Source organism: Marinobacter nauticus ATCC 49840, assembly GCF_000284615.1.
Lineage (GTDB): Bacteria > Pseudomonadota > Gammaproteobacteria > Pseudomonadales > Oleiphilaceae > Marinobacter > Marinobacter nauticus.
The window spans coordinates 23,662-49,463 of record NC_017067.1 but is presented as its reverse complement, the minus strand read 5'-3'; the positions used below and the strand labels follow the sequence as shown (position 1 = coordinate 49,463).

Annotated in this window: 22 protein-coding genes and 1 tRNA gene; 10 read left to right on the top strand and 13 right to left on the bottom strand. The window is 60.2% G+C overall.

Annotated features, from left to right (window positions below):
• Positions 1–13: 13 nt before the first annotated feature.
• From aroE to MARHY_RS00155, 5 genes are read right to left on the bottom strand one after another with little or no spacing between them, the layout of a single operon-like run.
• Positions 14–841 carry a shikimate dehydrogenase gene (gene aroE, locus MARHY_RS00175; RefSeq protein WP_041654402.1) on the bottom strand — a complete coding sequence of 276 codons (828 nt, stop codon included), beginning with the start codon at positions 839–841 and terminating at the stop codon, positions 14–16.
• A complete protein-coding gene (gene hemF, locus MARHY_RS00170; RefSeq protein WP_014420026.1) occupies positions 834–1,760 on the bottom strand; it encodes an oxygen-dependent coproporphyrinogen oxidase in 927 nt (308 codons plus the stop codon). Before hemF ends, aroE begins: the two co-directional genes overlap by 8 nt.
• Positions 1,761–1,768: 8 nt before the next feature.
• Positions 1,769–2,341 (bottom strand): L-threonylcarbamoyladenylate synthase type 1 TsaC, encoded by a 573-nt coding sequence (gene tsaC / locus MARHY_RS00165; protein ID WP_014420025.1) that lies wholly within the window; start codon positions 2,339–2,341, stop codon positions 1,769–1,771.
• A 15-nt stretch (positions 2,342–2,356) separates the two neighbouring features.
• Positions 2,357–3,574, bottom strand: a complete 1,218-nt coding sequence (gene dprA, locus MARHY_RS00160; RefSeq protein WP_014420024.1) for a DNA-processing protein DprA — start codon at positions 3,572–3,574, stop codon at positions 2,357–2,359.
• Between the two features lie 33 nt (positions 3,575–3,607).
• Positions 3,608–4,624 carry a LysM peptidoglycan-binding domain-containing protein gene (locus MARHY_RS00155; RefSeq protein ID WP_014420023.1) on the bottom strand — a complete coding sequence of 339 codons (1,017 nt, stop codon included), beginning with the start codon at positions 4,622–4,624 and terminating at the stop codon, positions 3,608–3,610.
• A gap of 464 nt (positions 4,625–5,088) precedes the next feature.
• Between MARHY_RS00155 and def the strand changes: the two genes are divergently transcribed.
• The 6 genes from def to glyS all read left to right on the top strand — a co-directional run bounded on the left by def (position 5,089) and on the right by glyS (position 12,556).
• Complete coding sequence (gene def, locus MARHY_RS00150; protein ID WP_197535995.1) at positions 5,089–5,595, top strand: peptide deformylase; 507 nt, start codon at positions 5,089–5,091, stop codon at positions 5,593–5,595.
• An 80-nt stretch (positions 5,596–5,675) separates the two neighbouring features.
• The gene (gene fmt, locus MARHY_RS00145) at positions 5,676–6,611 is read left to right on the top strand and encodes a methionyl-tRNA formyltransferase (RefSeq protein ID WP_014420021.1); all 936 of its coding nucleotides are present in this window, start codon (positions 5,676–5,678) and stop codon (positions 6,609–6,611) included.
• A 2-nt stretch (positions 6,612–6,613) separates the two neighbouring features.
• Positions 6,614–7,915: a 16S rRNA (cytosine(967)-C(5))-methyltransferase RsmB gene (gene rsmB / locus MARHY_RS00140; RefSeq protein ID WP_014420020.1), complete on the top strand. Its 1,302-nt coding sequence runs from the start codon at positions 6,614–6,616 to the stop codon at positions 7,913–7,915.
• Positions 7,912–9,315: a Trk system potassium transporter TrkA gene (gene trkA / locus MARHY_RS00135; RefSeq protein ID WP_014420019.1), complete on the top strand. Its 1,404-nt coding sequence runs from the start codon at positions 7,912–7,914 to the stop codon at positions 9,313–9,315. The genes rsmB and trkA overlap by 4 nt, the downstream gene beginning before the upstream one ends.
• A gap of 134 nt (positions 9,316–9,449) precedes the next feature.
• Complete coding sequence (glyQ, locus tag MARHY_RS00130) at positions 9,450–10,472, top strand: glycine--tRNA ligase subunit alpha (protein WP_041655309.1); 1,023 nt, start codon at positions 9,450–9,452, stop codon at positions 10,470–10,472.
• Between the two features lie 2 nt (positions 10,473–10,474).
• On the top strand, positions 10,475–12,556 hold the full coding sequence (gene glyS / locus MARHY_RS00125) for a glycine--tRNA ligase subunit beta (protein WP_014420018.1): 2,082 nt from the start codon (positions 10,475–10,477) through the stop codon (positions 12,554–12,556).
• A 57-nt stretch (positions 12,557–12,613) separates the two neighbouring features.
• On the opposite strand, the gene MARHY_RS00120 is transcribed toward glyS, so the two are convergent.
• Entirely contained in the window at positions 12,614–14,059 is a 1,446-nt protein-coding gene (locus tag MARHY_RS00120; RefSeq protein WP_193364630.1) for a TrkH family potassium uptake protein, read from the bottom strand.
• A 223-nt stretch (positions 14,060–14,282) separates the two neighbouring features.
• On the opposite strand from MARHY_RS00120, the gene MARHY_RS00115 reads away from it, so the two are divergent.
• Positions 14,283–14,359: transfer RNA gene (locus MARHY_RS00115), tRNA-Pro, on the top strand.
• A gap of 15 nt (positions 14,360–14,374) precedes the next feature.
• Here MARHY_RS00115 and MARHY_RS00110 read toward each other — a convergent pair.
• Entirely contained in the window at positions 14,375–14,896 is a 522-nt protein-coding gene (locus MARHY_RS00110) for a lipocalin family protein (protein WP_014420016.1), read from the bottom strand.
• A gap of 129 nt (positions 14,897–15,025) precedes the next feature.
• Between MARHY_RS00110 and MARHY_RS00105 the strand changes: the two genes are divergently transcribed.
• Positions 15,026–15,397, top strand: a complete 372-nt coding sequence (locus tag MARHY_RS00105; RefSeq protein ID WP_014420015.1) for a VOC family protein — start codon at positions 15,026–15,028, stop codon at positions 15,395–15,397.
• Between the two features lie 42 nt (positions 15,398–15,439).
• On the opposite strand, the gene MARHY_RS00100 is transcribed toward MARHY_RS00105, so the two are convergent.
• The 6 genes from MARHY_RS00100 to MARHY_RS00075 all read right to left on the bottom strand — a co-directional run bounded on the left by MARHY_RS00100 (position 15,440) and on the right by MARHY_RS00075 (position 24,876).
• Complete coding sequence (locus MARHY_RS00100) at positions 15,440–16,561, bottom strand: ABC transporter permease (RefSeq protein WP_014420014.1); 1,122 nt, start codon at positions 16,559–16,561, stop codon at positions 15,440–15,442.
• A gap of 1 nt (position 16,562) precedes the next feature.
• Positions 16,563–19,292: a ribosome-associated ATPase/putative transporter RbbA gene (gene rbbA / locus MARHY_RS00095; RefSeq protein WP_014420013.1), complete on the bottom strand. Its 2,730-nt coding sequence runs from the start codon at positions 19,290–19,292 to the stop codon at positions 16,563–16,565.
• On the bottom strand, positions 19,285–20,283 hold the full coding sequence (locus MARHY_RS00090; protein WP_014420012.1) for an HlyD family secretion protein: 999 nt from the start codon (positions 20,281–20,283) through the stop codon (positions 19,285–19,287). Before MARHY_RS00090 ends, rbbA begins: the two co-directional genes overlap by 8 nt.
• A 121-nt stretch (positions 20,284–20,404) precedes the next feature.
• On the bottom strand, positions 20,405–20,797 hold the full coding sequence (locus MARHY_RS00085; RefSeq protein WP_011783597.1) for a globin domain-containing protein: 393 nt from the start codon (positions 20,795–20,797) through the stop codon (positions 20,405–20,407).
• Between the two features lie 129 nt (positions 20,798–20,926).
• Positions 20,927–23,179 (bottom strand): ATP-dependent DNA helicase, encoded by a 2,253-nt coding sequence (locus tag MARHY_RS00080; RefSeq protein ID WP_014420010.1) that lies wholly within the window; start codon positions 23,177–23,179, stop codon positions 20,927–20,929.
• A complete protein-coding gene (locus MARHY_RS00075; RefSeq protein ID WP_041654401.1) occupies positions 23,176–24,876 on the bottom strand; it encodes a VRR-NUC domain-containing protein in 1,701 nt (566 codons plus the stop codon). The genes MARHY_RS00080 and MARHY_RS00075 overlap by 4 nt, the downstream gene beginning before the upstream one ends.
• A gap of 156 nt (positions 24,877–25,032) precedes the next feature.
• On the opposite strand from MARHY_RS00075, the gene MARHY_RS00070 reads away from it, so the two are divergent.
• Complete coding sequence (locus tag MARHY_RS00070; protein ID WP_014420008.1) at positions 25,033–25,506, top strand: hypothetical protein; 474 nt, start codon at positions 25,033–25,035, stop codon at positions 25,504–25,506.
• Positions 25,507–25,526: 20 nt separating this feature from the next.
• A complete protein-coding gene (locus tag MARHY_RS00065; RefSeq protein ID WP_158011860.1) occupies positions 25,527–25,742 on the top strand; it encodes a hypothetical protein in 216 nt (71 codons plus the stop codon).
• Positions 25,743–25,802 lie beyond the last annotated feature (60 nt).

Genomic DNA, 25,802 nt, shown 5'->3' with positions numbered 1-25,802 from the left:
TGCATCGCCTGCCTCAGTCTGTTCTCAGTTCCTCGATGACGGCCGAGGTTTCCGGGCGTACGCCCCGCCACACGAAAAAAGCTTCGGCAGCCTGTTCCACCAACATGCCCAGACCATCAAACACGCTTACGGCGCCATGATCCAGGGCCCACTGGTTAAACGTGGTGGTCTGCAGAGAATACATCATGTCGTAGACCACGGTATCTGCGCCGATCACATCTGCCGTAATGGCTGGCAAATCACCCTTCAGGCTGGCGCTGGTGCCGTTGATCACCAGATCAAACGGTCCTTCGACCTGCTCAAAACCACAGGCCGAGAGTTCAATGCCACTGTGTTCCCGGCCGAACAGCCGGGCCAGCGCTTCGGCCCTGGCGACAGTGCGATTGGCCACAACCACACTGGCGGGCTGCTCGTCCAGCAGAGGCCCGAGCACACCTCGCACCGCACCACCAGCGCCCAGCACCAGCACACGCGCGCCCTTCAGAGGCACGCCATGGTTGTCCCGGAGGTCGCGAACAATACCCACACCATCTGTGTTATCGGCCACCAGCTGGTCTTCTTGATCCAGATAGAGAGTATTGGCGGCACCTGCCAGCTCGGCCCGGTGAGTCCGGTGCTCGGCCAGGGTCCAGGCCTGTTCCTTGAACGGCACCGTAATGTTCAGACCCTTGCCGCCGTGGTCAAAGAAGTGATGAACGGTGCCGGCGAAATCCTCCAGCGGCGCCTGAATCGCGGTGTATTCCACGGCCTCACCGGTCTGTTGGGCAAACAGGCTGTGGATACGGGGTGATTTGCTGTGGCTGATGGGGTTGCCCACCACGGCATACAGATCGTTAGTCATTACGTTCCTCCAACCAGTCACGGCCGGTCAGAAAATACTCGGTCAGCCGGGCTTCCTCAGTGCCTGGCTCCGGACGGCGGTCGTAATCCCAGCGCACCAACGGGGGCAGGGACATCAGGATAGACTCGGTCCGGCCGCCCGACTGCAGTCCAAACAGCGTGCCCCGGTCGTACACCAGGTTAAACTCGACATAGCGGCCCCGGCGGTAGAGCTGGAATTCCCGCTCCCGTTCCCCCCAGGGCTGATCCATACGCCGGCGCACAATCGGCTCGTAGGCCTCAATGTAACTGTCGCCCACGGCCTGCATAAAGGCAAAGTCACGGTCGAAATCGCCGGTGTTGTAGTCATCAAAGAACAGCCCGCCGACGCCCCGTGGCTCCTGCCGGTGTTTGAGGTAGAAATAGTCGTCGCACCAGCGCTTGTAGTCCGCGTAGACGGAGTCACCGAATGGCTGGCAGGCTGCCTTTGCGGTGCGGTGCCAGTGCACGCAGTCTTCCTCAAATCCGTAATAGGGCGTGAGATCATAGCCACCACCGAACCAGTACACCGGAGCGCTGTCCTCCGGCGTAGCGATGAAAAAGCGCACGTTGGCATGAGAGGTGGGCACGTATGGATTGTTCGGATGAATCACCAGCGACACCCCCATGGCCTGCCAGGGTGCGCCCGCCAGGTGAGGGCGGTGAGCCGTGGCAGACGCTGGCATGGTCTCGCCCATCACGTGGGAAAAGTTAACGCCGCCCTTCTCGATAACACCACCGTCGGCCAGTACGCGGCTGATACCGCCACCGCCTTCCGGCCGCTGCCAACTGTCACGGATAAACGATGCCTGGCCATCGACCGTTTCCAGCCGCTGACAAATCCGCTCCTGAAGACCGATGAGGTAGTCCTTGACGGCCTGGATATCCGGCTGCTGTGACATGAATTCTCCTAGCGAAACTGTTGACCGGTAACAATATCAATAATGCGACTGGGCTTGCGATTGCCGCCCAGCGCACCGGGGACAATACGATCTATGCGGTCGCCGAAATAGCGCCGCACCTGCCAGATCGCACGGGCTGGCTGACGCCCCGCCGGATTGCATGAGGTACTGACCAGCGGCATACCCGTCGCCTCACACAAGGCCCGCACCACCGGATGATCACTGACCCGAACGGCGATGGAACTGTGTTTGCCGCGGACCCACTCCGGCACCTGCTGGTTTACGTCCGGCAACAGACAGGTGACCGGCCCTGGCCAGTGGCGCAGAGCCTCGCTCTGAACGGCGTCGGGCAACGGATCCAGCAGGAAACGCACCTGTTCAACCGAGGCTGCCACCAGTATCACACCCTTCTCCATGGGTCGCCGCTTGAGCTCAAGGATGTATTCGACCGCCTCCCGGTTCCAGGGATCGCACCCCAGTCCCCACACCGCTTCCGTGGGATAGGCGATTACCCCGCCTGCCAGTACCGTCTGGCGGGCAAGAGCCAGTTGAAGAAAACTCGGAGAAGATGTATTCGCCATCAGATATCGGCGCCCTCATGCAGAACAATGAACAAGGTCCCGACCGGTGCGCTGATAACCACCCGGGCAGGCATGGGCGAGGCCCTCAAGCTCCAGGATCAGTAGTGACTGCAGCAACTGATCCGCGGGCAAACCCGTGGCAAGGCTCAGTGCATCGGTAGACTGCGGATCATACCCCAAAGCCTCGAATACCGCGATTTCCCGGCTGTCCAGAAACGACAGGTCTGACGAATTCTCCGTTGCTTCCGGTTCTGCGGGCTGCGCCTGCATGGACCACCAGGTACCCAGTTCTTCCATCACGTCGTTGGCGGTCTCCACCAGCCGGGCGCCCTGGCGAATCAGTTGGTGACAGCCCCGGGCCACCGGGCTGTGCACCGAACCGGGAATGGCAAACACCTCCCGCCCCTGCTCGAGGGCGGTTCGAGCGGTAATCAGTGAACCGCTCCGGAGGCTGGCCTCCACCACCAGCACGCCCCGGGCGAGGCCACTGATAATGCGGTTACGCTGGGGGAAATAGGCGGCCCGAGCCTGGGTGCCCGGCGGGTACTCAGAAACAATCAAGCCGTTCTCAATGATGCGGTGAGCCAGGTTACGATGTTGGGCCGGATACAACCGGTCGAGACCACAACCCACCACCGCCAGTGTCGGATAGCCAGCATCCAGGGCGCCGGCGTGGGCTGCACCATCTATTCCCAGGGCCAGACCACTGGTGATCAGCAGCCCTCGCCGGCTGAGTTCGGCAGAAAACTGGCGGGCATGATCCAGCCCCGCCCGGGTGGCGTTGCGACTGCCGACCACGCCCAGTTGGTCCCGTTGCAATAACTCAACATTACCCAGCGTATAGAGCACCAGAGGGGTATTGTGGATATGGCGCAGGCATTCCGGGTAGGGCGCCTGGCCCTGTCCGAGCACGCCAATACCCCGTTCCCGACATTGGCGATAGATATCCAGTGCCCGGGCAATGACGCCCTGGCTGAGATCACCCGCCTGCCAGGCGACAATCGCCTCCACGGCATCGCCGCCAAGCCCCATGGCGCGAAGTGTGGCAGCATTCAGGGGCAGGATATCGGTGAGCGTATCAACAGAACCCAGAATCCGCTCCCTGAGGGGGATTCCGAACCGGGGCAGCAGTGACAGCAGCAGCCACTGGCCTGCCGGTGTTTGCAGAAATTCCTGATCTGACATTTTCTCTTCCTTGAAAACAACAATGGCCGGGCATTCCGGCCCGGCCATGTCTTATTCCTTCAACTCATCAAACGCGCGGCCTCAGGGATTGGTGACCTTGTCACCCACCGAGAGGGGCCGCGTTGCCTGCAGCACCAGACCGTAGCTCATTTTCTCATAGGCCTGGAACACCATCAGCAGGCCAGCCCGCTCAGACGGCAATTCAATGGTTTCGCCGGTGACCGGATCACGAACCATGTTGCCCGCCTTCAGCACCGCCAGCACATTACCGGCCGCCAGGCCTTCGCGCTCACCACGGTTAATAGCGACCACATCGTACTGACCGATCTGGCTGACACCGCCATCGACAGAAATCATCTTGCCTTCGATCTCACTATCCGGCGAGCTGGGCACGAAGCTGGTGGTCAGCCGGCGATCTTCATTCACCAGTAGCCGGTCGCCAATACGCACTTCCTCACTGGATTTGGTAATGCCTACGGTCAGCACATCACCGTTTTCGGCATTAACGTTGCCGCGGGCAATGCTCCGGGCTTCCAGGCCAAGGAACTCGCCAGTGTCCGGATCCACAAATTCCTTACTGCGACGGAAAATACCCACGCGATCGGCCGGCTTCTCGCCGCGAGCGTAAATACGGTCACCGGCGCCGGTGATGATGCGGCCGTCCTCACCCTCAAGCACATAGGGCGCACCGTTGATTTCCTCCGGGCTGACAATACGGGTTTCGGTCAGGAAACTGGCGATGGCATCCAGGGGGATGGCCGGTATTGGTGTGTCGATGGCCTCGGAACGAACCTGGGGCGAGAGCTTCACCACATCGCTGGTCGCGACCTTGGTAATCCGGGGCTTGCCATCGATGTACACCAGTGCCAGGCGGTCACCGGGATAGATCAGGTGGGGGTTGGCAACCTGCGGGTTCACGTGCCAGATTTCCGGCCAGTACCACGGGTTGTTCAGGAATCGCGCTGAAATGTCCCAGAGGGTATCCCCTTTGACGACAGTGTAACGCTCAGGATGATCAGACCTCAGCTCCGGCTGTGCCTGGGCCCAGGAGGTAAACAGCAGCGCAGAGGCTGCCAGAGCGTACAACAGTTTCCTCATTGTTTATGTCCTTGATCGCGTGCCTTGAATCTTTGCGTTCGGTAATGTCGCCGCAGAATCCCCGCAGCATATTACGTTGTTATTCCCGTTACTATAGAAGAAGTCCCGGAATTTGTGATGTTATCTTTTGTTCTTCGAGTGATTTCTGCAGCCATCGAAGCGCATTCGTGAAAGATTTTAACTATTAACTGATCAGTTTGTACTCAATCGGCGAATTATTGGATAATAGGCACCGTCAGGCGGATGTTATTACCTTGAACCTGGGAACTCTGCCAGCATTAACGGTTCATACTGTCGGAATCTCTGGATTCATCATAGGCAGACCAAGAAAATTTGCGCAGTACGCTGTCGCATTTCGGCAATCGGTTTCACAGCGTTACAAATGGTAAAATTCTGCGCTCGGCAGCCCGTCAAACAGGCTGACATTAGAGATTGCCCGATACACACAGGCCAGAAGCAAGAGCATTATGATTCGAGAAATTCTTGAGTATCCGGACCCACGACTTCGCACCATCGCCAAGCCGGTGGAGGAAGTGACCGATGACATCCGTACGTTGATCGACGACATGTTCGAGACCATGTACGATGCCCGCGGCATTGGCCTGGCCGCGACCCAGGTGGATGTGCACAAGCAGATCATCGTAATGGATCTGTCCGAAGATAAAACCGAGCCGCGGGTGTTCATCAACCCGAAAGTGGAAGTGCTGGATGGCGAGCTCGAAGCCATGCAGGAAGGCTGCCTGTCGGTACCGGGGTTCTATGAAGATGTGAAGCGCATCGAGCACTGCCGGATTACCGCCAGGGATCGTGACGGCAAGGAGTTTGTCCTGGAGGCTGAAGGCCTGCTGGCAGTTTGCATCCAGCATGAAATGGACCACCTGAATGGCAAGCTGTTTGTCGATTACCTGAGCCAGCTCAAACGTAATCGCATTCGCAAGAAGCTGGAAAAGCTGCACAAGCAGAGCGCCTGAGGCGCTGCCAGCATAGACCGAATTCAGGACCGGGTTACGACCCGGTTTTTTCGTATCAACGACACAGAGAAGCAACCAACGTGCGCATTGTGTTTGCCGGCACCCCGGATTTCGCCGCCACCGCCCTGAAAACCCTGCTGAATGCCGGTTACGACATCGTCGGCGTTTACACCCAGCCTGATCGCCCCGCCGGCCGCGGCCGAAAACTGATGCCCAGCCCGGTCAAACAGGTGGCACTGGATACTGGTATTCCCGTGTATCAACCGGTCAGTCTGAAGCCAGAAGAGGCCCAACAGGAATTGGCGTCGCTGCAACCGGATGTGATGATCGTGGCTGCCTATGGCCTGATTCTGCCCAAGGCAGTGCTGAACATACCAACCCACGGCTGCCTGAACATCCACGCTTCCCTGCTGCCGCGCTGGCGAGGTGCCGCCCCGATCCAGCGGGCCATTGCCGCCGGCGACGCCGAAACCGGCATCACCATCATGCAGATGGACGAAGGCCTGGATACCGGCGGCATGTTGCTGAAACTGGACACCCCCATCAGTGCCGACGATACCGGCGGCAGCCTGCATGACCGGCTGGCCGAGATGGGAGGCAAGGCCATTGTGCAGGCCTTGGAGAGGCTGGCCAACAACGATCTGACCGGCGAAGTCCAGAATGAGGCAGAGGCCAACTACGCCCATAAGCTGTCGAAGGAAGAGGGCCACATCGACTGGCGCCAAAACGCGCAGGAGATCGAACGACTGATTCGCGCCTTCAACCCCTGGCCCGGTACCTTTACCGATCTTGGCGAGCAACGTATCCGTATTCATCAGGCCGGCGCCCTGAAGCAGGACAGCGACAAGGGTCCCGGCACCGTGATTGCCCGGGAGCGGGACGGTGTAGACGTTGCCTGCGGCACCGGCACCCTCAGAATCACTTCCGTGCAGTTACCAGGCAGCAAGGCCCAGAGCATCAACGACCTGATCAATGGTGGCAAGCAGGTGCTGCTGCCCGGCCAGGAGCTGAACTGACCATGGCTTACCAGCCCCTGCCATTCCGCGCCATTGCCGCCAACGTATTGCTGGCGGTGGAACAGGGCCAGTCGTTATCCCAATGCCTGCCACCCGCCCTGAATCAGTTACCCCCGGAACAACGGCCACAACTGCAAGCTATCTGTTACGGTACCTGCCGCTGGTTTCACCGGCTTGAGAGCGAGCTGAACCAGCGCCTGAAAAAGCCCCTGCGCAAGCCGGACCGGATCATTCACCACCTGATGCTGGTGGCCCTGTTTCAGTTACGTTACAGCGAACAGGCCACCTACGCGGTACTGAACGAAACCGTGGAGGCTTGCCGGGCACTGGACAAGCCCCACCTGACCGGTCTGGTCAACGGAGTGCTGCGGGCCGCCGAACGGGAAGGGGCGCCAGCGCCGAAAGACGATAGTGGCCGCTTCAGTCATCCGGTGTGGATGGTGGAGAAGCTTCGCCACAACTGGCCGGACGATTGGCAGGCCATCCTTGAAGCCAACAACCAGCAGGCACCCATGACCCTGCGGGTCAATGCCCTGCGCTTCAAACGCGACGAGTACCTGAACCTGTTGTCGGAAGCCGGCATTGAGGCCCGCGCCACGCGCTTTGCCCCCAGCGGCATCCAGCTCCAACGGCCGGTGCCGGTGGACCGACTGCCCTGGTTCGAGGACGGCGCGGTCAGTGTTCAGGACGAAGCCGCCCAATTGTGTACGACTTTGATGGATCTGCAGCCAGGCCAGAGGGTACTGGATGCCTGCGCCGCGCCGGGCGGCAAGACCTGCGCCATCCTTGAAGCCTGTGGCGCACTGGACGAAGTGGTGGCCATCGACGAATCCGCCGAGCGCCTGCCCCGGGTCCAGGAAAACCTGGACCGGCTCGACCTGCAGGCCACCCTGACCCAGGCCGATGCCGCCGATATCGACAGCTGGTGGGACGGCACGCCCTTCGACCGCATCCTGCTGGACGTTCCCTGCAGCGCTACCGGCGTGATTCGCCGGCACCCGGACATCAAACTGCTGCGCCGGGAATCCGATATTGTGCCGCTGGCCAGTATCCAGCTTGGCCTGCTGGAGGCCATGTGGTCTATCCTGAAGCCCGGTGGGCGACTGGTGTATGCCACCTGCTCGGTGTTTCCACAGGAGAACCACCGTATAATCCAGCGGTTCCTGAAGCAGCAGAATCAGGCAACGCTGAAGACCATCGATGCAGACTGGGGCCGGGATATGACCACCGGGCGTCAGCTGTTCCCAGACCCGGACAGCCATGACGGCTTTTTCTACGCCGTGCTGGAGAAACCTGAACCATGAAAATCCTGATTCTCGGCGCCGGCCAGGTCGGCGGCACCCTGGCGGAAAACCTGGCAAACGAAGCCAACGACATCACCGTGGTGGACAACGACAGCGCACGCCTTCGCGAACTGCAGGACCGGCTCGATATCCGCACCATGCATGGCCGCGCCTCCTATCCCACGGTATTGCGACAGGCCGGAGCCGAAGATGCCGACATGATCATCGCGGTAACAAACAGCGATGAAACCAACATGGTGGCGTGCCAGGTCTCCAAGCTGCTGTACAAGACCCCCACTACCATCTGCCGGGTGCGGGCCGGCGCCTACCTGGCCAAGCCGGAACTGTTCTACAACCGGGATACGGTCAAGGACCTGGACAGCCTGAGAGGCTTCCCCCTGGACGTTCTGATCAGTCCGGAACATCTGGTGACCCAGCACATTACCCGGCTGATTGAATACCCCGGTGCCCTGCAGGTACTGGAGTTCTCCAAGGGCCTGACCCGACTGGTCGCCATTCGCGCCACCGAGGGCGGCCCACTGGTGGGGCACGAACTGTCCTACCTGCGCACCCACATGCCCAAGATTGATACCCGGGTGGCGGCGATTTTCCGCAAGGACCGGGCCATCATGCCCCAGGGCGATACCGTGATCGAAGACGGCGACGAGGTGTTCTTTATCGCCGCCGCCGACCATATCCGCTCGGTGATGAGTGAACTGCAACCGTTGGAGAAGCCCTACAAACGCATCTTTATCTGCGGCGGTGGCAACATCGGCTACCGGCTGGCCAACACCCTGGAAGACCGCTACCAGGTGAAACTCCTGGAACGGGACCATGAACGCTGCGTGATGCTGTCCGAGCGCCTGCGCAAGACCGTGGTACTGGAAGGTAACGCAGCCAACAAGGACATCCTGCTGGAAGAGAACATCGAAAATACCGATGTGTTCTGCGCCGTCACCAACGACGACGAAGCCAACATCATGGCCTCGTTGCTGGCCAAGCGACTGGGTGCCCGCAAGGTCCTGACCCTGATCAACAACCCCGATTACGTGGACCTGATCCAGGGCGGCGATATCGACGTGGCCATCTCACCCCAGCAGACCACCATCGGCAGTCTGCTTACCCACGTGCGCCGGGGTGATGTGGTGAACGTGCACGCCCTGCGCCGGGGCGCGGCCGAAGCCATTGAGGCCATCGCCCACGGCGACCACCGTTCCTCCAAGGTGGTTGGCAAGCGCCTGGACGAAATCAATCTGCCATCCGGAACGACCATTGGTGCCATTGTCCGGCACAACGAAGTGCTCATCGCCCATGACCACCTGCGGGTGCAACCGGACGACCACGTGATCCTGTTCCTGGTAGACAAGTCGCGCATACGGGACGTCGAGAAACTGTTCCAGGTGGGCCTCACGTTCTTCTGATTGATCTCAGGCAAAACAACACCCTGGCTGGCACTTAGAAATGCGGCGCCGGCCAGCGTATAATGCGCGTTTTCAAATTTTCGGAGTGCCCCGGAACCGGGGCCCACACACAGACTGACCAGCAGGCAAACGTCGTGACAGACAAGGCAACCAACAACTCCGCGCCGGACATCAAGACCTTCCAGGGTCTGATCCTGGCATTGCAGAATTTCTGGGCGCAGCACGGCTGCGTGGTTCTCCAGCCCCTGGACATGGAAGTGGGCGCCGGTACCTTCCACCCGGCCACCTTCCTGCGATCCATTGGTCCGGAAACCTGGAACTCCGCCTACGTCCAGCCCAGCCGCCGCCCCACCGACGGCCGTTACGGCGAGAACCCCAACCGCCTGCAGCACTACTACCAGTTCCAGGTGGTTCTGAAGCCGTCTCCGGACAACATTCAGGAGCTGTACCTGGATTCTCTGCGCGCGCTGGGCCTGGACCCGTTGGTGCACGACATCCGCTTTGTCGAAGACAACTGGGAATCGCCGACCCTGGGCGCCTGGGGCCTGGGCTGGGAAATCTGGCTGAACGGTATGGAAGTGACCCAGTTCACTTACTTCCAGCAGGTAGGCGGCCTGGAATGCTATCCGGTCACCGGCGAGCTGACCTACGGCCTTGAGCGTATCGCCATGTACCTGCAGGGTGTGGACAGCGTGTATGACCTGGTCTGGACCAATGGCCCGGATGGCGTGGTTACCTACGGCGATGTGTTCCATCAGCAAGAGGTGGAGATGTCCACCTACAACTTCGAACATGCCGACACCGAGTTCCTGTTCCACAGCTTCGATGTCTATGAGCGGGAAAGCGCCCGCCTGATCGACGCCGGCCTGCCACTGCCGGCCTATGAGCAGGTGCTCAAGGCCTCCCACACATTCAACCTGCTGGACGCCCGTCACGCCATCTCCGTGACAGAGCGCCAGCGTTTCATCCTGCGTGTACGTACCCTGGCTCGCTCCGTGGCCCAGGCCTACTTCGAGAGCCGTCGCAAGCTGGGCTTCCCGCTGGCCCCGGAAAACCTCCGCAAGGAAGTGCTGGCCGCCGCTGAAGCCGCCGACGCCAAGGCCAGTAAAAAGGGCAAGAAAGCCAACAAGGCACCGCAGGAACAGGGGAACGCATAATCATGGCAACTCAGGATTTTCTGGTCGAACTGGGCACCGAGGAGCTGCCTCCAAAAGCTCTCAAGCCGCTGTCTGACGCCTTCACCCAGGGCATTGTCAAAGGCCTGGAAGAAGCCGGCGTGGCCTTTGGCGAAGTGGAAAGCTTCGCAGCACCCCGTCGTCTGGCGGTACGGATCCGGGACCTGGCCGATGCCCAGCCGGACAAATCGGTCGAAAAGCGCGGCCCGGCCGTGAAAGCAGCGTTTGATGATTCCGGTAACCCGACCCGGGCGTTGACCGGCTTCGCCACCTCCCTCGGGATTACCCCGGATCAGCTCGACACCATGGAGACCGACAAGGGTGCCTGGCTGGTGTACCGTACCGTTGAGAAGGGCAAGCCCACCGTAGAACTGATGCCGGATCTGGTCGAGAAATCCCTGGCCGCCCTGCCCATTCCCAAGCGTATGCGCTGGGGTGCCTGGAAGACGGAATTCGTGCGCCCGGTACACTGGCTCATTCTGTTGTACGGCAACAAGGTGATTGAAGCACCGGTGATGAACCTCAAGCCCGGCAACAAGACCCGTGGCCACCGGTTTCACTGCCCGAAAGAGCTGATTGTGCCCACCCCGGCCGACTACGAAGTGGTGCTCAAGCAGGAAGGCTACGTACTGGCAGACTTCGCCGAGCGTCGTGAGCAGATCCGCGCCGGCGTGGCCGCGCTGGCAGAGAAAGAAGCCGGCGGCAAGGCCGTAATCGACGAAGACCTGCTGGACGAAGTGACTGCCTTGAACGAATGGCCGGTACCCTTGATGGGGCGCTTCGAGGAGCGCTTCCTGGATGTACCCGCCGAAGCCCTGATCTCCTCCATGAAGGAACATCAGAAGTACTTCCACGTGGTGGATACCGGCGGGAAGATGCTGCCGCTGTTTATCACCGTGGCCAACCTGGAGAGTAAAGACCCGGCCCAGGTGATTTCCGGTAACGAGAAAGTGATTCGCCCGCGCCTGTCCGACGCCGCCTTCTTCTACGACACCGACCGCAAGACCAGACTGGAAGACCGCGTCGAGGTACTCAAGCCCATCGTGTTCCAGGACAAGCTGGGCAGCATCTACGACAAATCTGTACGGGTAGCAGCCCTGGCCAAAAAGATTGCCGAAGCCATCAACAGCGACCCGGCCCTGGCCGAGCGTGCTGCCATGCTCGCCAAGACCGATCTGGTCACCGAAATGGTGCTGGAGTTCACCGACCTGCAGGGCATTATGGGTCAGTACTACGCGGCCAATGACGGCGAACATGCCGATGTCGCCAAGGCCCTGAACGAGCAGTACATGCCGCGCTTTGCCGGCGACGACCTGCCCACCACCCTGACCGGTTGTGCGGTGGCCATTGCTGACCGCATCGATTCCCTGGTCGGCCTGTTCGGCATCAACCAGCCGCCGTCCGGTACCCGGGACCCGTTTGCCCTGCGCCGTGCTTCTCTCGGTGTGCTGCGCATCATCATCGAACGTGAACTGCCGCTGGACCTGCAGACGGTGTGCGAGTGGGCGGAACAGAACTTTACCGTGCTGACCGAGAAGAACACCGCCAGCACAGTGGTGGACTACATGCTGGAGCGTTTCCGTGCCCACTATGATGAGCAGGGCATCGGCGCCGAAGTGTACCTGGCTGTGCACGCCCGCCGCCCAACCCGCCCGCTGGACTTCGATCGCCGGGTAAAAGCCGTGGAAGCCTTCCGCCAGCTGCCGGAAGCCCAGGCTCTGGCAGGCGCCAACAAGCGGGTTTCCAACATCCTCACCAAACAGGGTGGTGACAGCATCGGCGAGACCGTAGACAACACACTGTTGCAGGACGCTGCCGAGAAGACCCTGGCCGCGAAGGTGGAAGAGCAGGCACAGAAAGTACTGCCGATGTTCGAGCAGGGTGACTACGCCAGTGCGCTGACGTCGCTGGCCAGCCTGCGTGAGCCGGTAGACACCTTCTTTGATGAAGTGATGGTGATGGCCGACGACGAAGCCGTGCGCAACAATCGTCTGGCACTGTTGAACCGCCTGCGCAACCTGTTCCTGCGGGTTGCCGACATCTCCCTGCTGCCCACAGCAGGCTGAGGCACACAGGCCGCTGGTTCACGATAAACCAGCGGCCTGCCTGTCCTGCTTTTCCACTCAGCTGCGCCAGAAGTCCGGCGACAACATCACAATCACACTCAACAGTTCCAACCGGCCCAGAATCATGGCGCCCATCAGGACCCATTTGGCCGCATCCGGCAACGTCTGGAAATTGCCTGCAGGACCGATGGTATCGCCCAGTCCTGGCCCGACATTCGTCAAAGCCGTAGCCGCTCCGGAAAGGCTGGTCACCAGATCCAGTCCCAATGCACCCAGAATCGCCGTCACCAGCGCCAGCGTCGCCAGAAAGATGAAAGAGAAGGCGACACTGGAGGCCACGATATCGTCACCAATCACCCGCCCGTTGTAGTTGCGGGCAAACACCGCGTGAGGGTGCAGCAAACGACGTACCTGCTCCCTGAGCAACAGCATGGACAGCTGAAACCGGAAGATTTTCATGCCACCGGACGTGGACCCGGAACAGCCGCCAACAAAGGTGATGAACAGAAACACCACCACCGCAAACGGGCCCCACAAGGAATAGTCGGTAGAAGCATAGCCCGTGGTGGTCACCACCGACGTAACATTGAACAGCGCTGAAACAAAGGTCTCAAACGGATCTACCGGTTCCCTCAGAACCCGGTAAATGGTCAGCAACGCAGCGACAATCACCAGGAACCGGAGGAAGAAACGCACCTGCTGATCCCGAATCAGGGGCTGGCGCTGCCCGTGAATAAACCGGACAAACAGAAAGAACGGCATGGCGCCCATCGCCATGAATACCGTCGACGCCAGGAGAATGGACGGCGAATCAAACTGCCCCATGGAGCTGTCTGAAGTGGAATAGCCGCCGGTCGATACCGTGGTCAACGCGTGATTCAGTGCCTGAAAGAAACTCATCCCCAGCAGCCAGTAGGTGAGCACGCAACCGAGCGTCAAGCCCAGATAGATGAGTACCAGACTGCGGGCCAGATGGTTGGTGCGGGGCACCGCTTTCTCGTTCCATTCGGACGATTCGGTGGCAAACAGCCGCATACCGCCAATCCGGAGAAACGGCAGGATGGCAACGGCCATACCGATGATCCCGATACCGCCCATCCATTGCATAATCGAACGCCAGAGCAAAATGTCGTCCGGAAGATGATCCAGGCCGGTGAGCACGGTGGAACCGGTGGTGGTCACGCCGGAAATGCTTTCAAAGAAGGCATCGGTCATGCTCAGCTTCATGTCGCTCAGCAGCAGCGGCAAACTGGAGAACAGCGGAATCACAACCCACGCCAACACCGTCAGCATGAACATTTGTTGTTGCCTCAAGGCGTGTTTCTGCCGCCCCGCCAAAGCCAGAGCCGCGGCACCAATGCCGAAACAGACCACCGAGGATTTCACGAACGCCAGCCAATCCGGCGTATCACCGAATACCAGCAGGTTAACCGGAAGGGTCATTAGGAAACTGAGCAGGATGAGCAGAAAACCGAGGATCTGAACAATGGGGATAATGTTCACAGGGCAGGGGGCTCCGATGTCCGGACACAGGCCAGTCACAACGCCTTACAAGGCAAGGCGACATCCACGCCGCTGTTATACGCCCATTCAACCGGGTTTACCACTGCCAGGGCGAGGCTTCTGCTAGCCACCGATCCGGACAATCCACAACAGAATTTTTGAATTCCAGCCCGGGGAAGGGGTAGCAAAACCGCCGCCAATGCGTATAATACCGGCCGTTGATCGGCGTGTGGCGCAGCTTGGTAGCGCACTTCGTTCGGGACGAAGGGGTCGCAGGTTCGAATCCTGCCACGCCGACCACTTTCCCGCTTTTGTCTAGTCTTCCCCGTGTTCGACAAGTATTAATTCTTCCAGCTCAAAACCCTTAGCTTCAGCCCGTGCTCTGAACGCCTCCAGCACCTCATCGCTCACCTCCGGCGTGCGCGACATCAGCCACAGGTAATCCCGGTCATACCCGGTGATATACGCGGTGGTGTATTGGTCATCCAGCTCGAACACCACGTAGGACGCATAGAAAGGTCCAAAGAACGATACTTTCAGGTGGCCGATATTACTGTCGCCCACAAATACCGCACGGCCTTCGGCTTCTTTCCATTCACCGGCTTCGGCGTTGTAGCCCCGGTTGACCACTTTGATACTGTCGTCATTGTTTAGACTGTATTCGGCGGTAACCTGGCTCAGGCCCTCTTCGAACGAGTGATCCAACCGGGCGATCTCGTACCAGGTGCCCAGGTAGCGCTGCTGGTCAAAACCGGTCACTGGTTCAATGCCCTTGGGCACACCGGTGCAGCCCGTCATCAGAAACAGTAACGCGATTACAGCCAATCCAGTCTTCATGACAAACTCCCAAAGAACAGTCGTGAACCAACCATAGCAAAGCCACAGGCAAAGATCGTCAAACAGGTGTTAAGCTCTAAAACACCCTGGCGCTCGTATACCCAGCGCTAACCAACCAAGGAGTCGAATATGATCGGATACGTCACACTCGGAGTCAGCGATATGGGCCGGGCCAAGCAGTTCTACACGGAGTTGCTGGCAGATCTGGGCGCCAAGGTGCTGATGGACATGGAGCGAATTGCGTTTATTGGCAAAAGCATGGGAGCCCCCATGCTGGCCGTCTGCACCCCGTTCAACGGTGAACCCAACCATCCCGGCAACGGCAACATGGTGGCCATTCCGGCGGGCTCCAAAGAAGCCGTGGATAAGTTTTACCACAAGGCCATTGAACTGGGCGCCACCTGCGATGGCGAACCGGGGCAGCGCATTCCGGACATGTTCTACGGCGCCTATGTGCGCGACCCGGATGGCAACAAGCTGGCGTTCTTCGAATTCGGCTAAGCGTCGACCGCCACCACCCCGGTTGGGTGGTGGCTTACTGACTTACACCGAGAGATGGCGACGGAAGAGCAACAACGCCGCCGTGAAGAACACCCCGCCAATGGCCATCAGAGCCAGCATCTGTGGCCACACCACCTCCAGCCCCGCACCCCGGTACAGAGTCGCCTGGGCCATGCTGACAAAGTGGGTGGTGGGCGCCGCCAGCATCAGATCCTGCACCAGCTGGGGCATGCTTTCCCGGGGCGTGATACCGCCCGACAGCAGCTGCAAAGGCAGGATGGTGAGAATCAGCAGCAGGCCAAACTGGGGCATGGTTCGGGCCACGGTGCCGATCAGAATGCCGATCGCGGTGGTGGAAAACAGGTGAATCAGGGCGCCGAGCAGAAACAGCAACACCGACCCTGCCACCGGTACCTGTAGCCAGCCCTGGATCACCAGCGTTACCGACAGCGCCGCGGCCAGTAACACTACCAGACCATTGGCCCACACCTTGGACGCCATGATTTCGAAAGGCCGCAATGGCATCACCATCAGATGCTCCACGGTGCCGTGCTCCCGCTCCCGGATCAGTGCTGCCCCGGTAAGAATGATGCTGATCAGGGTCACCTGGGTGATGAGCTCCATGACACCGCCAAACCAGGTTCCGTCCAGGTTGGGGTTGTAACTCACCCGGGTGACCAGCTCGATCGGTAGCCCGGTGCTGGCAGAGCTACCCGGTTGCAGGAACTCCGTCACTTCCGCCATCGCAAAGCGCTGAATGTAATTGGTGCCAATAAAGGCCTGGCTCATGCGGGTGGCGTCGATGTTCAGCTGCAACGCCACCGGGTTGCCCTGCCGGACATCCCGCTCAAAGCCTTCGGGGATCACCAGGGCAAAGGTATGGCTGCCCTTGTCCAGCAGGTCGTCGATGTCGCCGTAGGCCACCAGATCCGGCGTCAGGAACCATGGCTGCTGGAGCGAATTGATGATGCGGCCAGACAACACCGTCTGGTCTTCGTCCACCACGGCGATCGGTGCGTTGTGAAGCTCCATGGAGCCGGCGGAACCTGCGGTGTAGATCATCACCGTAAATGCCACCAGCACAAACACCATCAATGCCTTGTCCTGCCACAGACTGCGCAGTTCCTTGATGCCGAGGTGCCAGATGTTGCGTAAGGAATTCATGTCAGCGCCCCTGTTTTCTGAGCAACGCCACCGCCATTACGGTCAGCACCGGAACGAACGCCGCCAGGGCCAGGAACGCGCCCTGCATATCCGCCAGCGACAGGCCTTTGGTAAAGACGCCACGGCTGATCTGCAGGAACCAGGTCGCCGGCCAGACCGGACCGATCAATGCGCCGGCGCCGCTCAGGGACGACACCGGTTCGGTCAGGCCGGAAAACTGTACAGTGGGGAGTATGGTGAGAATCGCAGTGGCCGCCAGGGCGGCAATCTGGGTCGAGGCAAAGGTCGACATCACCTGACCCAAGGCCGTGGTGGCGGTCACAAAGAGCAGGGCGCCGAAGGTGAGCGTCAGCAGGCTGCCTTTGATCTCGACATCAAACACGTACACCGCCAGCAAGACCAGGCTCACGTAGCTGATCATGCTGAACGCGATGTAGGGCAGCTGTTTGCCCAGCAAGAACTCCACCCGGGTGACCGGAGTGACGTACAGATTGGTGATGGAGCCCAATTCCTTTTCCCGAACGATGCCCAGGGCCATCAGAATGGCGGGGATGAAGATCAGCAGAATGGGGATAACCGCTGGCACCATCGCATCCAGGCTCCGGAAGTCCTGGTTGTAGCGATACCGGTCCTCCAGCGTGACCAGTGTCAGCGTGGGTACCACGCCCAGAGTGCGCTGGGCCAGCTCCGTCAGGTAACTGATGTGCATGCCTTCAACGTAACCCAGGATGGTCTCGCCCCGGAAAGGCATGGCACCATCCACCCAAACCGCCATTTCGGTCGGTCGCCCCCGTTTCAGGTCTTTGCCGAAGCCCGGCGGAATCTCAATCGCCAGACTCAGCTCGCCGGAGCGCATGCGTTGCTCCAGCTCCTGGATATTCTGCAATTCCGGTTGTTGCAGGAAATACCGGGAGCCGGACACCGCCGCAATGTAATCCCGGCTCTGGGGTGTCTGGTCCCGATCCAGCACGGCGAACGACAGGTCTTCGACATCCAGGGTAATGCCGTAACCCAGGATCAGCATCAACAACGCGGAACCGATAAAGGCGAAGGCCATTCGAATGGGGTCCCGCAACAGTTCCCTCGCTTCCCGAGTGGCGTACGCCAGCAAGCGCCGGGGACTGAACACGGTCGGCCGGTCACCATGACTGGCGGGCTCCAGAGCCAGTTGGTCGGCGCCGGTCTCCGGCTCTTTATCCACCGCTTCCAGGGTTTTCATGAACGCGCCTTCCAGGCTGTCGGTGCCGGAGGCTTCAACCAGTCGATCGGGCGTATCGCAAGCCAATACTTCGCCCGCGTGCATGAGCGAAATCCGGTCGCAGCGCTCACCCTCGTTCATGAAATGGGTGGAGATAAAAATGGTCACGCCATCTTCCCGCGACAGGCGCATCAACAATTGCCAGAACCGGTTGCGGGCCCCCGGGTCGACGCCTGAGGTAGGTTCATCCAGGATCAGCAATTCGGGCTCGTGCACCACGGCCACGGCCAGTGACAGCCGCTGGCGAACCCCAAGTGGCAGGGCGCCTGCTCGCTGGTCCAGTACATCTTCAAGACCGAACTCCCGAACCAGCACCGAAATACGCTCCGGGATTCTGGTGTCCGGCAGGTGAAACAGCCGGGCATGCAGATCCAGATTCTGGCGCACGGTGAGCTCGCCATAGAGCGAGAAGGCCTGGGACATGTAGCCCACCTTCTGCCGGGTGGCCAGGTCTTTGGCATCCAGTGGTTCACCGAACAGCCGGACTTCGCCTTCTGTTGGGGTCAGCAATCCGGTGAGCATTTTCATGGTGGTGGTCTTGCCACAACCGTTGGATCCCAGAAAACCGAAGATCTCGCCTTTCGGGATGGAAAAGCTGACGTTACGAACCGCCGTAAAGCTGCCAAACCGCAGGGTCAGATGCTCAGCCTCAATGGCCGGCGTTTGATTTTCCCCGGTTGGCCCTCGCTGCGCAGCATTAGCCGTATCGCCGCTTTCCTGCACCTGCCGGTTTTCGGGTAACAGCGCGATGAAGGCATCGTCCAGCGTCTCGGTATTGGTCTGCTCACGGAGTTCTGCCGGTGAGCCTGTGGCCAGTACCTTGCCCTCGTCCATGGCCACCAGCCAGTCGTAACGTTCGGCTTCTTCCATGTAGGCCGTGGCCACCAACACGCTCATACCGCTGCGTTGCCGGCGAATGGTATCGATCAGATCCCAGAAACGCTTGCGGGAGAGCGGGTCCACGCCGGTGGTGGGTTCATCCAGAATCAGCAGATCGGGGCTGTGGATAAGGGCACAGCACAGCCCCAGCTTCTGTTTCATACCGCCGGACAGCTTGCCGGCGGGACGGTCCCGGAAGGACAACAACCCAGTAGCTTCCAGCAAGCGGTCAATCTGATCCTTCCTTGAGGGGCCTCGCAAACCAAACAGATCGGCGAAGAAGGCGATGTTCTCGTCCACCGTCAGCGTATGGTAGAGATTACCGCCCAGTCCCTGGGGCATATAGGCAATGCGGGGGGCGACCCGGTTACGAAACCGCTGGCTGCGCATATCGCCGCCAAGCACCTGCAACTCGCCGGTCTGCAACTCACGGGCACCGGCAAGCAGGCCCAACAGTGTGGATTTGCCCACCCCGTCCGGGCCGATCAGCCCAACCATGCAGCCAGATGGAAACGTCAGGGATAGTTCAGACAGCGCATCGGTTTCCCCGTAGCGATGGCTGACTCCTTCCAGCCGGGCCACGGTCTCAGTCATTGGGCAAAGCCACTTTCAGGCTCTCGGGCCAGGACTGGCCCTCATCCAGTCTTACGTAGGCTTCGCCGGGTACGCCGGTTTTCACCCGGTCCCGATAGGCTTTGAGCAACTCCGGATCAATCCGGATACGAACCCGGAACATCAGCTTCTCCCGCTCGCTGCGGGTTTCCACTGACTTCGGCGTGAACTGGGCTTCGGCGGCGACGAAGCTGACTTCCGCTGGCACCACATAGTCCGGCAGGGCATCAAGAACGATCCGGGCTTCAGAGCCAACCCGGACTTTGCCCGCCTGGGCTGTGGGCAGGAAGATGGTCATGTACACATCGGTGACATCCAGTACCGTGGCTACCTTGCCACCGGCGGCCAGCACCTCGCCCGGCTCCGCCAGCCGATACAGAACCCGGCCACCCACCGGCGTGGTCAACTGACTGTCATCGATATTGGTCTGGATACGGCGGGCACTGGCTTTGGCAGCTTCGATACTGGCATCGGCAGACGCCACTTGTACTCTGGCGGCCTGCAATGCCGCCTCGGCGGTTTCCGCCGCGGTACGGGCGCGGTCCAACTGCTCCTGAGAGGCATGGCCCCGATCGGCCAGCGATTCAATACGGGCCAGTTCGGCTTGGGCATACCGACGCTCGCTTTCCCGTTGGGCCACCACGGCCTCGGCCAGTCGCCGGCTCTGCTCAGCCTGGTGCAAACTGGCTTGCGCCGCTGCCAGGCTGGCCTCAAGTTCGTCGGTATCCATCACAGCCAGCAACATGCCGGCTTCAACCATGTCTCCCTCGCGAACTTCGAAGGATTCCAGGCGCCCGGGTATTCGGGTGGCAATATCGACTTCGGTGGCTTCAATACGACCGTTACCAGAGCCAATATGCTCCGGCACCTGATCGCCTTTCGGCATCAGGTACCAGGCTGCAACGGCAATCAGGGCCACGATCAGCACAACGAGAAAAAGTTTGGGAGCGGTGTTGGTGCTTTTGTGGGCCATGTGTCGTCCTTGAGGGGAAGAAGATGTATGACAGGGGAAGTATAGAGCAGAAGTGTGACGTTCAGGCTGACGGGAATCAAGATAGCTTCCAATCTATCCCGCCCGTCAGCTTGCCATGAACTCAGTAGGCGCCGCGGATCAGGTCGATACCGGGCTTGAGCACGCTACGCCACGCCTCTCGGAGTTCGGGCGTGTATTCCGGATCGTGAGCGCGGACCGTTTTCAGCAATGCCTCCTGCCAGAGGTCGTACCACTCAGGCTGAATATTGTAATTGTGGCGATTATGGCTTTCTCCCAGATCCCGCAATTTGCGGTCGGACATACCCCGGGCAACCAGAATGATCTGCATCACACCGTTACGCAGCAGATGGCGCTGAGCAGACATATCCGTGTTCAGAAACCGGTTGCGGATGGCATCGGAGCTGGACATAAAGAAGTCGTAGAAATCCACAAAGAATTCATCCTTGCGGCAGCAGCGACCATAGCTCTGGAAAACAAGATCGGTCGGGTTCATTTGCAATCAGTGTCCTTGATCATCGGGGGGATTGTCATTAAGGGCCACGGATTCTAAGCAAGCGAACAGGTTTTTCCATAGTGACATGTAACAACTGACGTCGATCGCGACAATTTGACGCTCTCTGAATCAGGTGTTGGTGAACCACCAGGTCGGCAACAGGCCACGCACCGGTCGTTTCAGAAAGCGGTCATCAATCAGCCAGATTACCCCCCGGTCTTCCGGAGTGCGGATCACCCGGCCAGCCGCCTGGGCCACTTTCTGCAGGCCGGGGATCAGGTAAGTGTAGTTATAGCCTTCGCCAAATCGTTGTTGCAGACGGTCTTTGAGGATTTCATGCCAGGCATCAAACGGTGGCAGGCCCAGGGTGGCCACAAAGGCGCCAATCAGCTGGTCACCAGGCAGATCGATGCCTTCGCTGAACACGCCGCCGAGTACCGCGAAAGCGATGCTGCCTTCAGGCTTCCGAAAGTCAGCCAGGAACTGCCGACGCTGCTCCGCACTCATCCCCGGTTGCTGTGAACGCTGGGGAATATCAGGTGCCTGTTTTGCCAACGCATCGCTCACCTCTTTAGCGTATTTAAAGCTGCTGAAGAACGCCAGGTAGTGGCCCGGCCGTGTCCGGTACTGTTTGGCGATCAGTTCGGCGACGGGCTGCAGGCTGGCTTCACGATGCACCTGCCGGGTGCTGATGCCGGGTGTGAACTCAACCTTCAGTTGTCCGGCGCTGAAAGGGCTGGGCAGGGACGTAAAGCGGGCGTCTTCCGGCAAACCAAGCAAATCCCGGTAATACACGCCGGGGCTGAGGGTTGCGGAGAACAGCAGCACCGAGTGAGCGGCTTTGAAGCGCTCAATGAGGAAATCCGCCGGAATCAGATTCTGGATGGTCAGGCTGGCCCGGCCGCGGCCGCTGCGCTGGAATTCGCACAGGGAATGATCACCAAAGCTGTCTGCCAGTTTCATGAAGGCCACACTTTCGAACATCACTTCCTGCAGGGCCAGGTCCGGCGGGTTGTCGGCCAGGTAGTCGGTGATCACCGAGACCATGGCCTGCAGGGCACCCAGCAATTGCGACGGCAGAATCGGCAGGAACACCGGCTGGGCCTGTTCGCCGTGATCCCGGATCAGCGCCTGCCAGGCCCGAGCGGTGCGGTCCAGGGCGGCTTTCACCGGTTTCGGGGCGGTTTTTTTTAGCTTCAACAAGCGCTGCTGTTCCAGCTGCACCGAGTACATGCCCCGGGCCCGGTCTACCAGGTTGTGGGCTTCGTCCACCAGCACGCTGGCCTGCCAGTGGTTCTGGCGGATCAGGCCGTGCAGCAGGGCAGACTGATCGAACAGCCGGTTCACATCGCCAATCACCAGGTCACTCCAGCGGGCCATTTCCTGGGCCAGGAAGTAGGGGCAAATATCGTGACCGGCGGCGATGTTCGCCAATGTCTCCTGGGTTAACGGCTCCTTGCTCTGTACCGCTTCGGCCCGGGCGTCGTGCAGGCGGTCAAAAAAGCCCTTGGCCAGCGGGCAGGAATCGCCGTGGCAGGCTTTGTCCGGGTGTTCACAGGCGTCGTCCTTCGATACCAGTTCCAGAACTCGCAAAGGCCAGGGCTGCAATTCATCCCGGGCATGTTGCAACCTGCCCACTGCTTCCAGCGCCAGCTGACGGGCGGTGTTGCGGCAGGTGAGGTAGAACAGCCGGTCCTGCCTGGCGGCAGGCATTGCCATCAGGGCCGGGAACAGGGTACCCAGGGTCTTGCCCAGGCCGGTAGGCGCTTCCAGCAGCAGGGTGCCGGCTCTGACCGAATTCTTGTACACGGTTTCCGCCAGCTGCCGTTGCCGGGGACGAAAATCCGGGAAGGGGAAGCGCAGGTTGGCCAGCAGGGCGTCCCGGTGTTCCCGATGGTGTTCTTCCTGCTCGGCCCAGGCTTTGTACAGACCACACAGGGTTTCCAGTTCCTGCCAGAGCTCGTCGGCTTTGGCGGTTTCGGTGAGCACCATTTCCTTGTCCCGGCCGATGTCGTAGTAAACCAGCGCCAGTTCCACGCTCTTGCGGTTTTCCTGCCGGCACAGCAAAGCGCCATAGGCCCGTAACTGGGCCCGGTGCAAAGCCCGCTGGTGAGGGCGGATGCGGGACACATCGCCCCGGTGAGTCTTGATTTCTTCCAGCCGGTTCTTGTGCGGATGGTAACCATCAGCCCGGCCGGACAGCTCCATTCCGAGAACGAGACCGGTCACTGAAAACTCGCTTTTGTAGCCGTAGCCACGCTTTGACTGGATGGCCTGATGGCCGGCTATGCCCTCCTCTGCGGTGGGTGCAGGGGTGTAGCGGAAATCCAGGTCGCCGTGGCGGGCGGCAAATTCACACAGGGTCCGGACAGCAACTTTCACACAATGGCCTCATCATCCTGCCAGCGCACATAGCACACGCTGGCCGGGATGCCTTGCCGGGCGAAGAACTGCAACCAGCGCACCTGATGGTCCTGCAGGCGGTCGCCAGGGCCTTTCACCTCAATCATTTCATAGCGTTGTTCCGGGTGGTCTGCTTCTGGCACCAGACGGATCAGGTCCGGGAAGCCACTGCGGTGTTCCTTGATGTTGTTGAGCAGGCGTCGGAACAGGGCCTCCAGGTGGCCAGAGGGAATGCAGTGCAGGGCCAGCTCCAAAAGAGCTTTATCCAAAACCGGCCAGAACACGAAAGGATTGGCGATGCCCTGCTTGTTCTTGAAGGTGTCGAGTATTTCCCGGCGATAGGCGCCGGTGCCCAGCAAACGGAACCTTCGCTCGAACGCCTGCTGGCGACGGGCAACGAAGTCTTCCCGGGTCAGGTCTGCCGGACCAATATGGAACGGATGGAAGAAGGCGCCGGGCAGGGGCTGGAAGATCACCGGCCAGCACAGCAGACCGAACAGGGCGTTGATCAGGGTGTTTTCCACATAGAACACCGGGGCGTCATCCGTGGCCAGATGCTGCAGCGCTGCCAGCTCCACCGTACCCGTGTCCGGCTTCGGCAATGTGAGGGTGAATTCCTGCAGTGGGGGGTTATCCACAGGCTCGGGCTGGTCGGCCCCTACCTTCGGCGCCAGCCGCTTCAGCAACCGGGCGAGGCCCTGGGCTTCGGCGTCGCTCAGTGCACTGGTTCGCCACTGACAGGCTATGGCCCAGGCTTCCTCAAAACGCTTCATCCGTTCCAGTAAGCGAAGCTGTTTCAGCCGCGCTTCCCGGTGACCGCTGTTTTCCAGGACCTCAAGTGCCAGTTCCCGTTCGCCCTGGCGCTCCGCCTGCCGGCCCAGTTCCAGCAATAAACGGTCCCGTCGGCTGGCAAGCCAGGGATTATCCACAGGGCCCGGGACATCGGGCCAGACGTCCACCGCCGGTTCGCCATTGTCGAGCCGTTCCCGGCATTGGTGCATCTGCAGGTAGCAATCCACCTCGGCCCGCTGCTGGAAGGCCCGGGATGCCGGGGTAAATGGCACAGACTCGAACTGCTGAACGCCCAGTTCCACCAGCACAAAGTCGGTCCAGCTCTGGCGCAGATTGCCGAAGAACATCAGGCGGATGCGATCGAACAAGGCCATGTCCTGCAACCGGACCACAGTCGAAGCCTCACCGCCACCAGGCAGCCAAGCCCCCAGGGCTCTTGGTGCATTGAACGGTTCCGCCAGCAGCTCCCGCATCCGGGCCTTACCCAGCGTTTTCGGGTGACCCTGCTGTTGCAACCAATCGGCGAACTCCGGCCGTAATTCAGCCAGGGTAAACAGCCGGAACAGGTCGTCCACGCTTAGCTCCGGCGCGGGATCCAGCCAGCCCGCCTGCACCAGTGTCCTGAGTGCTTCCGATTCCGGCACCGGCAGTTCGGGATAACGCAGCTTGTCGGCCCGGAACAGCTCTCCGGTACGCATTACCATGCGGGTCAGCAGCGCCCGGGGCCCGGTGGCCAGGCCGCTGAAGGCCGCCAGCCGGTTTCGCTCCTGTTCCGTTAACAGGTCCGCGTGGTGGTTCGCTACCCAGGCCACCAGAATATCCATGTTCTCCAGATAATAGAGCGGATCATCCAGGCTGGCGGGAACCGGTCGGTGCTTGATCATAGGAATGCAGACGTTGGATTGGCAGAGAGGCACAAACTTTACGCCGGAAGGCGGGCAGGCTCAAACCTGTTCCATGCACAAAAATTAATCATCACGAGCCTTGCCAATTTATTTAATGATAACTATTATCATTTGCATCAAGACAAGGAGGACGCCATGAAATTTCTCTGCCCACGCCATCGCCAGATCTTCTCCCGCCTTTCTCTCAATGAACAGAACGAGTTATGGCTGTTCTGGATGGAATACGCCTTCACCTTCTGCGAGAACCAGGATGCCGAAAAGATGATTGCCGCCACCGGCAGCGCCTTTGACCTGGCCTGCCTGGCGCGGGCGGAGCACCCGGACTGCATGCATGTGGAACTGACGCTGGCCGCCATTCTGGTGTGCCGTGCCCTACGGGACCGGGGCGAGCACAATGCGGCGGATTATGTGCTGTTCACGGCAGTCGAAAACCTGCAGCTGGCCGAGCCCTGTGTTAACAGCGCCAGCGGCTGCTGCAGCACCGATGATTGCATTGCCGTGCTTCTGGACACCACTCGCCAGGCTGATTTCTTCAGCGAATACCTGAACTGGCCGGTATTCCCGGTGGCTCAATACCCGGCCACCCTCGCCGAAAACGCAATCAACTGAGGACGGGAGGCTCTATGGGAATGGCTCTCTTACACCCCGATCTATCCCGGCAGCATCACTACAATCCGGTGAACTGGCCCGGTGCGACGGATTCCGCTCAGGTCGCCATCTCGATTTCCGCCGACTCCCTGTGCCGGCTTTTGCAAAGCCACCAGCTGCACGTGGAAGACCTGACCTGCCTCGATGCGGAATCGAGGGCCCGGGTGCGGCAAATGCTCCTCGACCTGGTGCGCTGACCGAACGCGACCTTCTTTGTCGCAAGTCACAGGTATCCTTTGTTCTGCAACCTGGCGCAC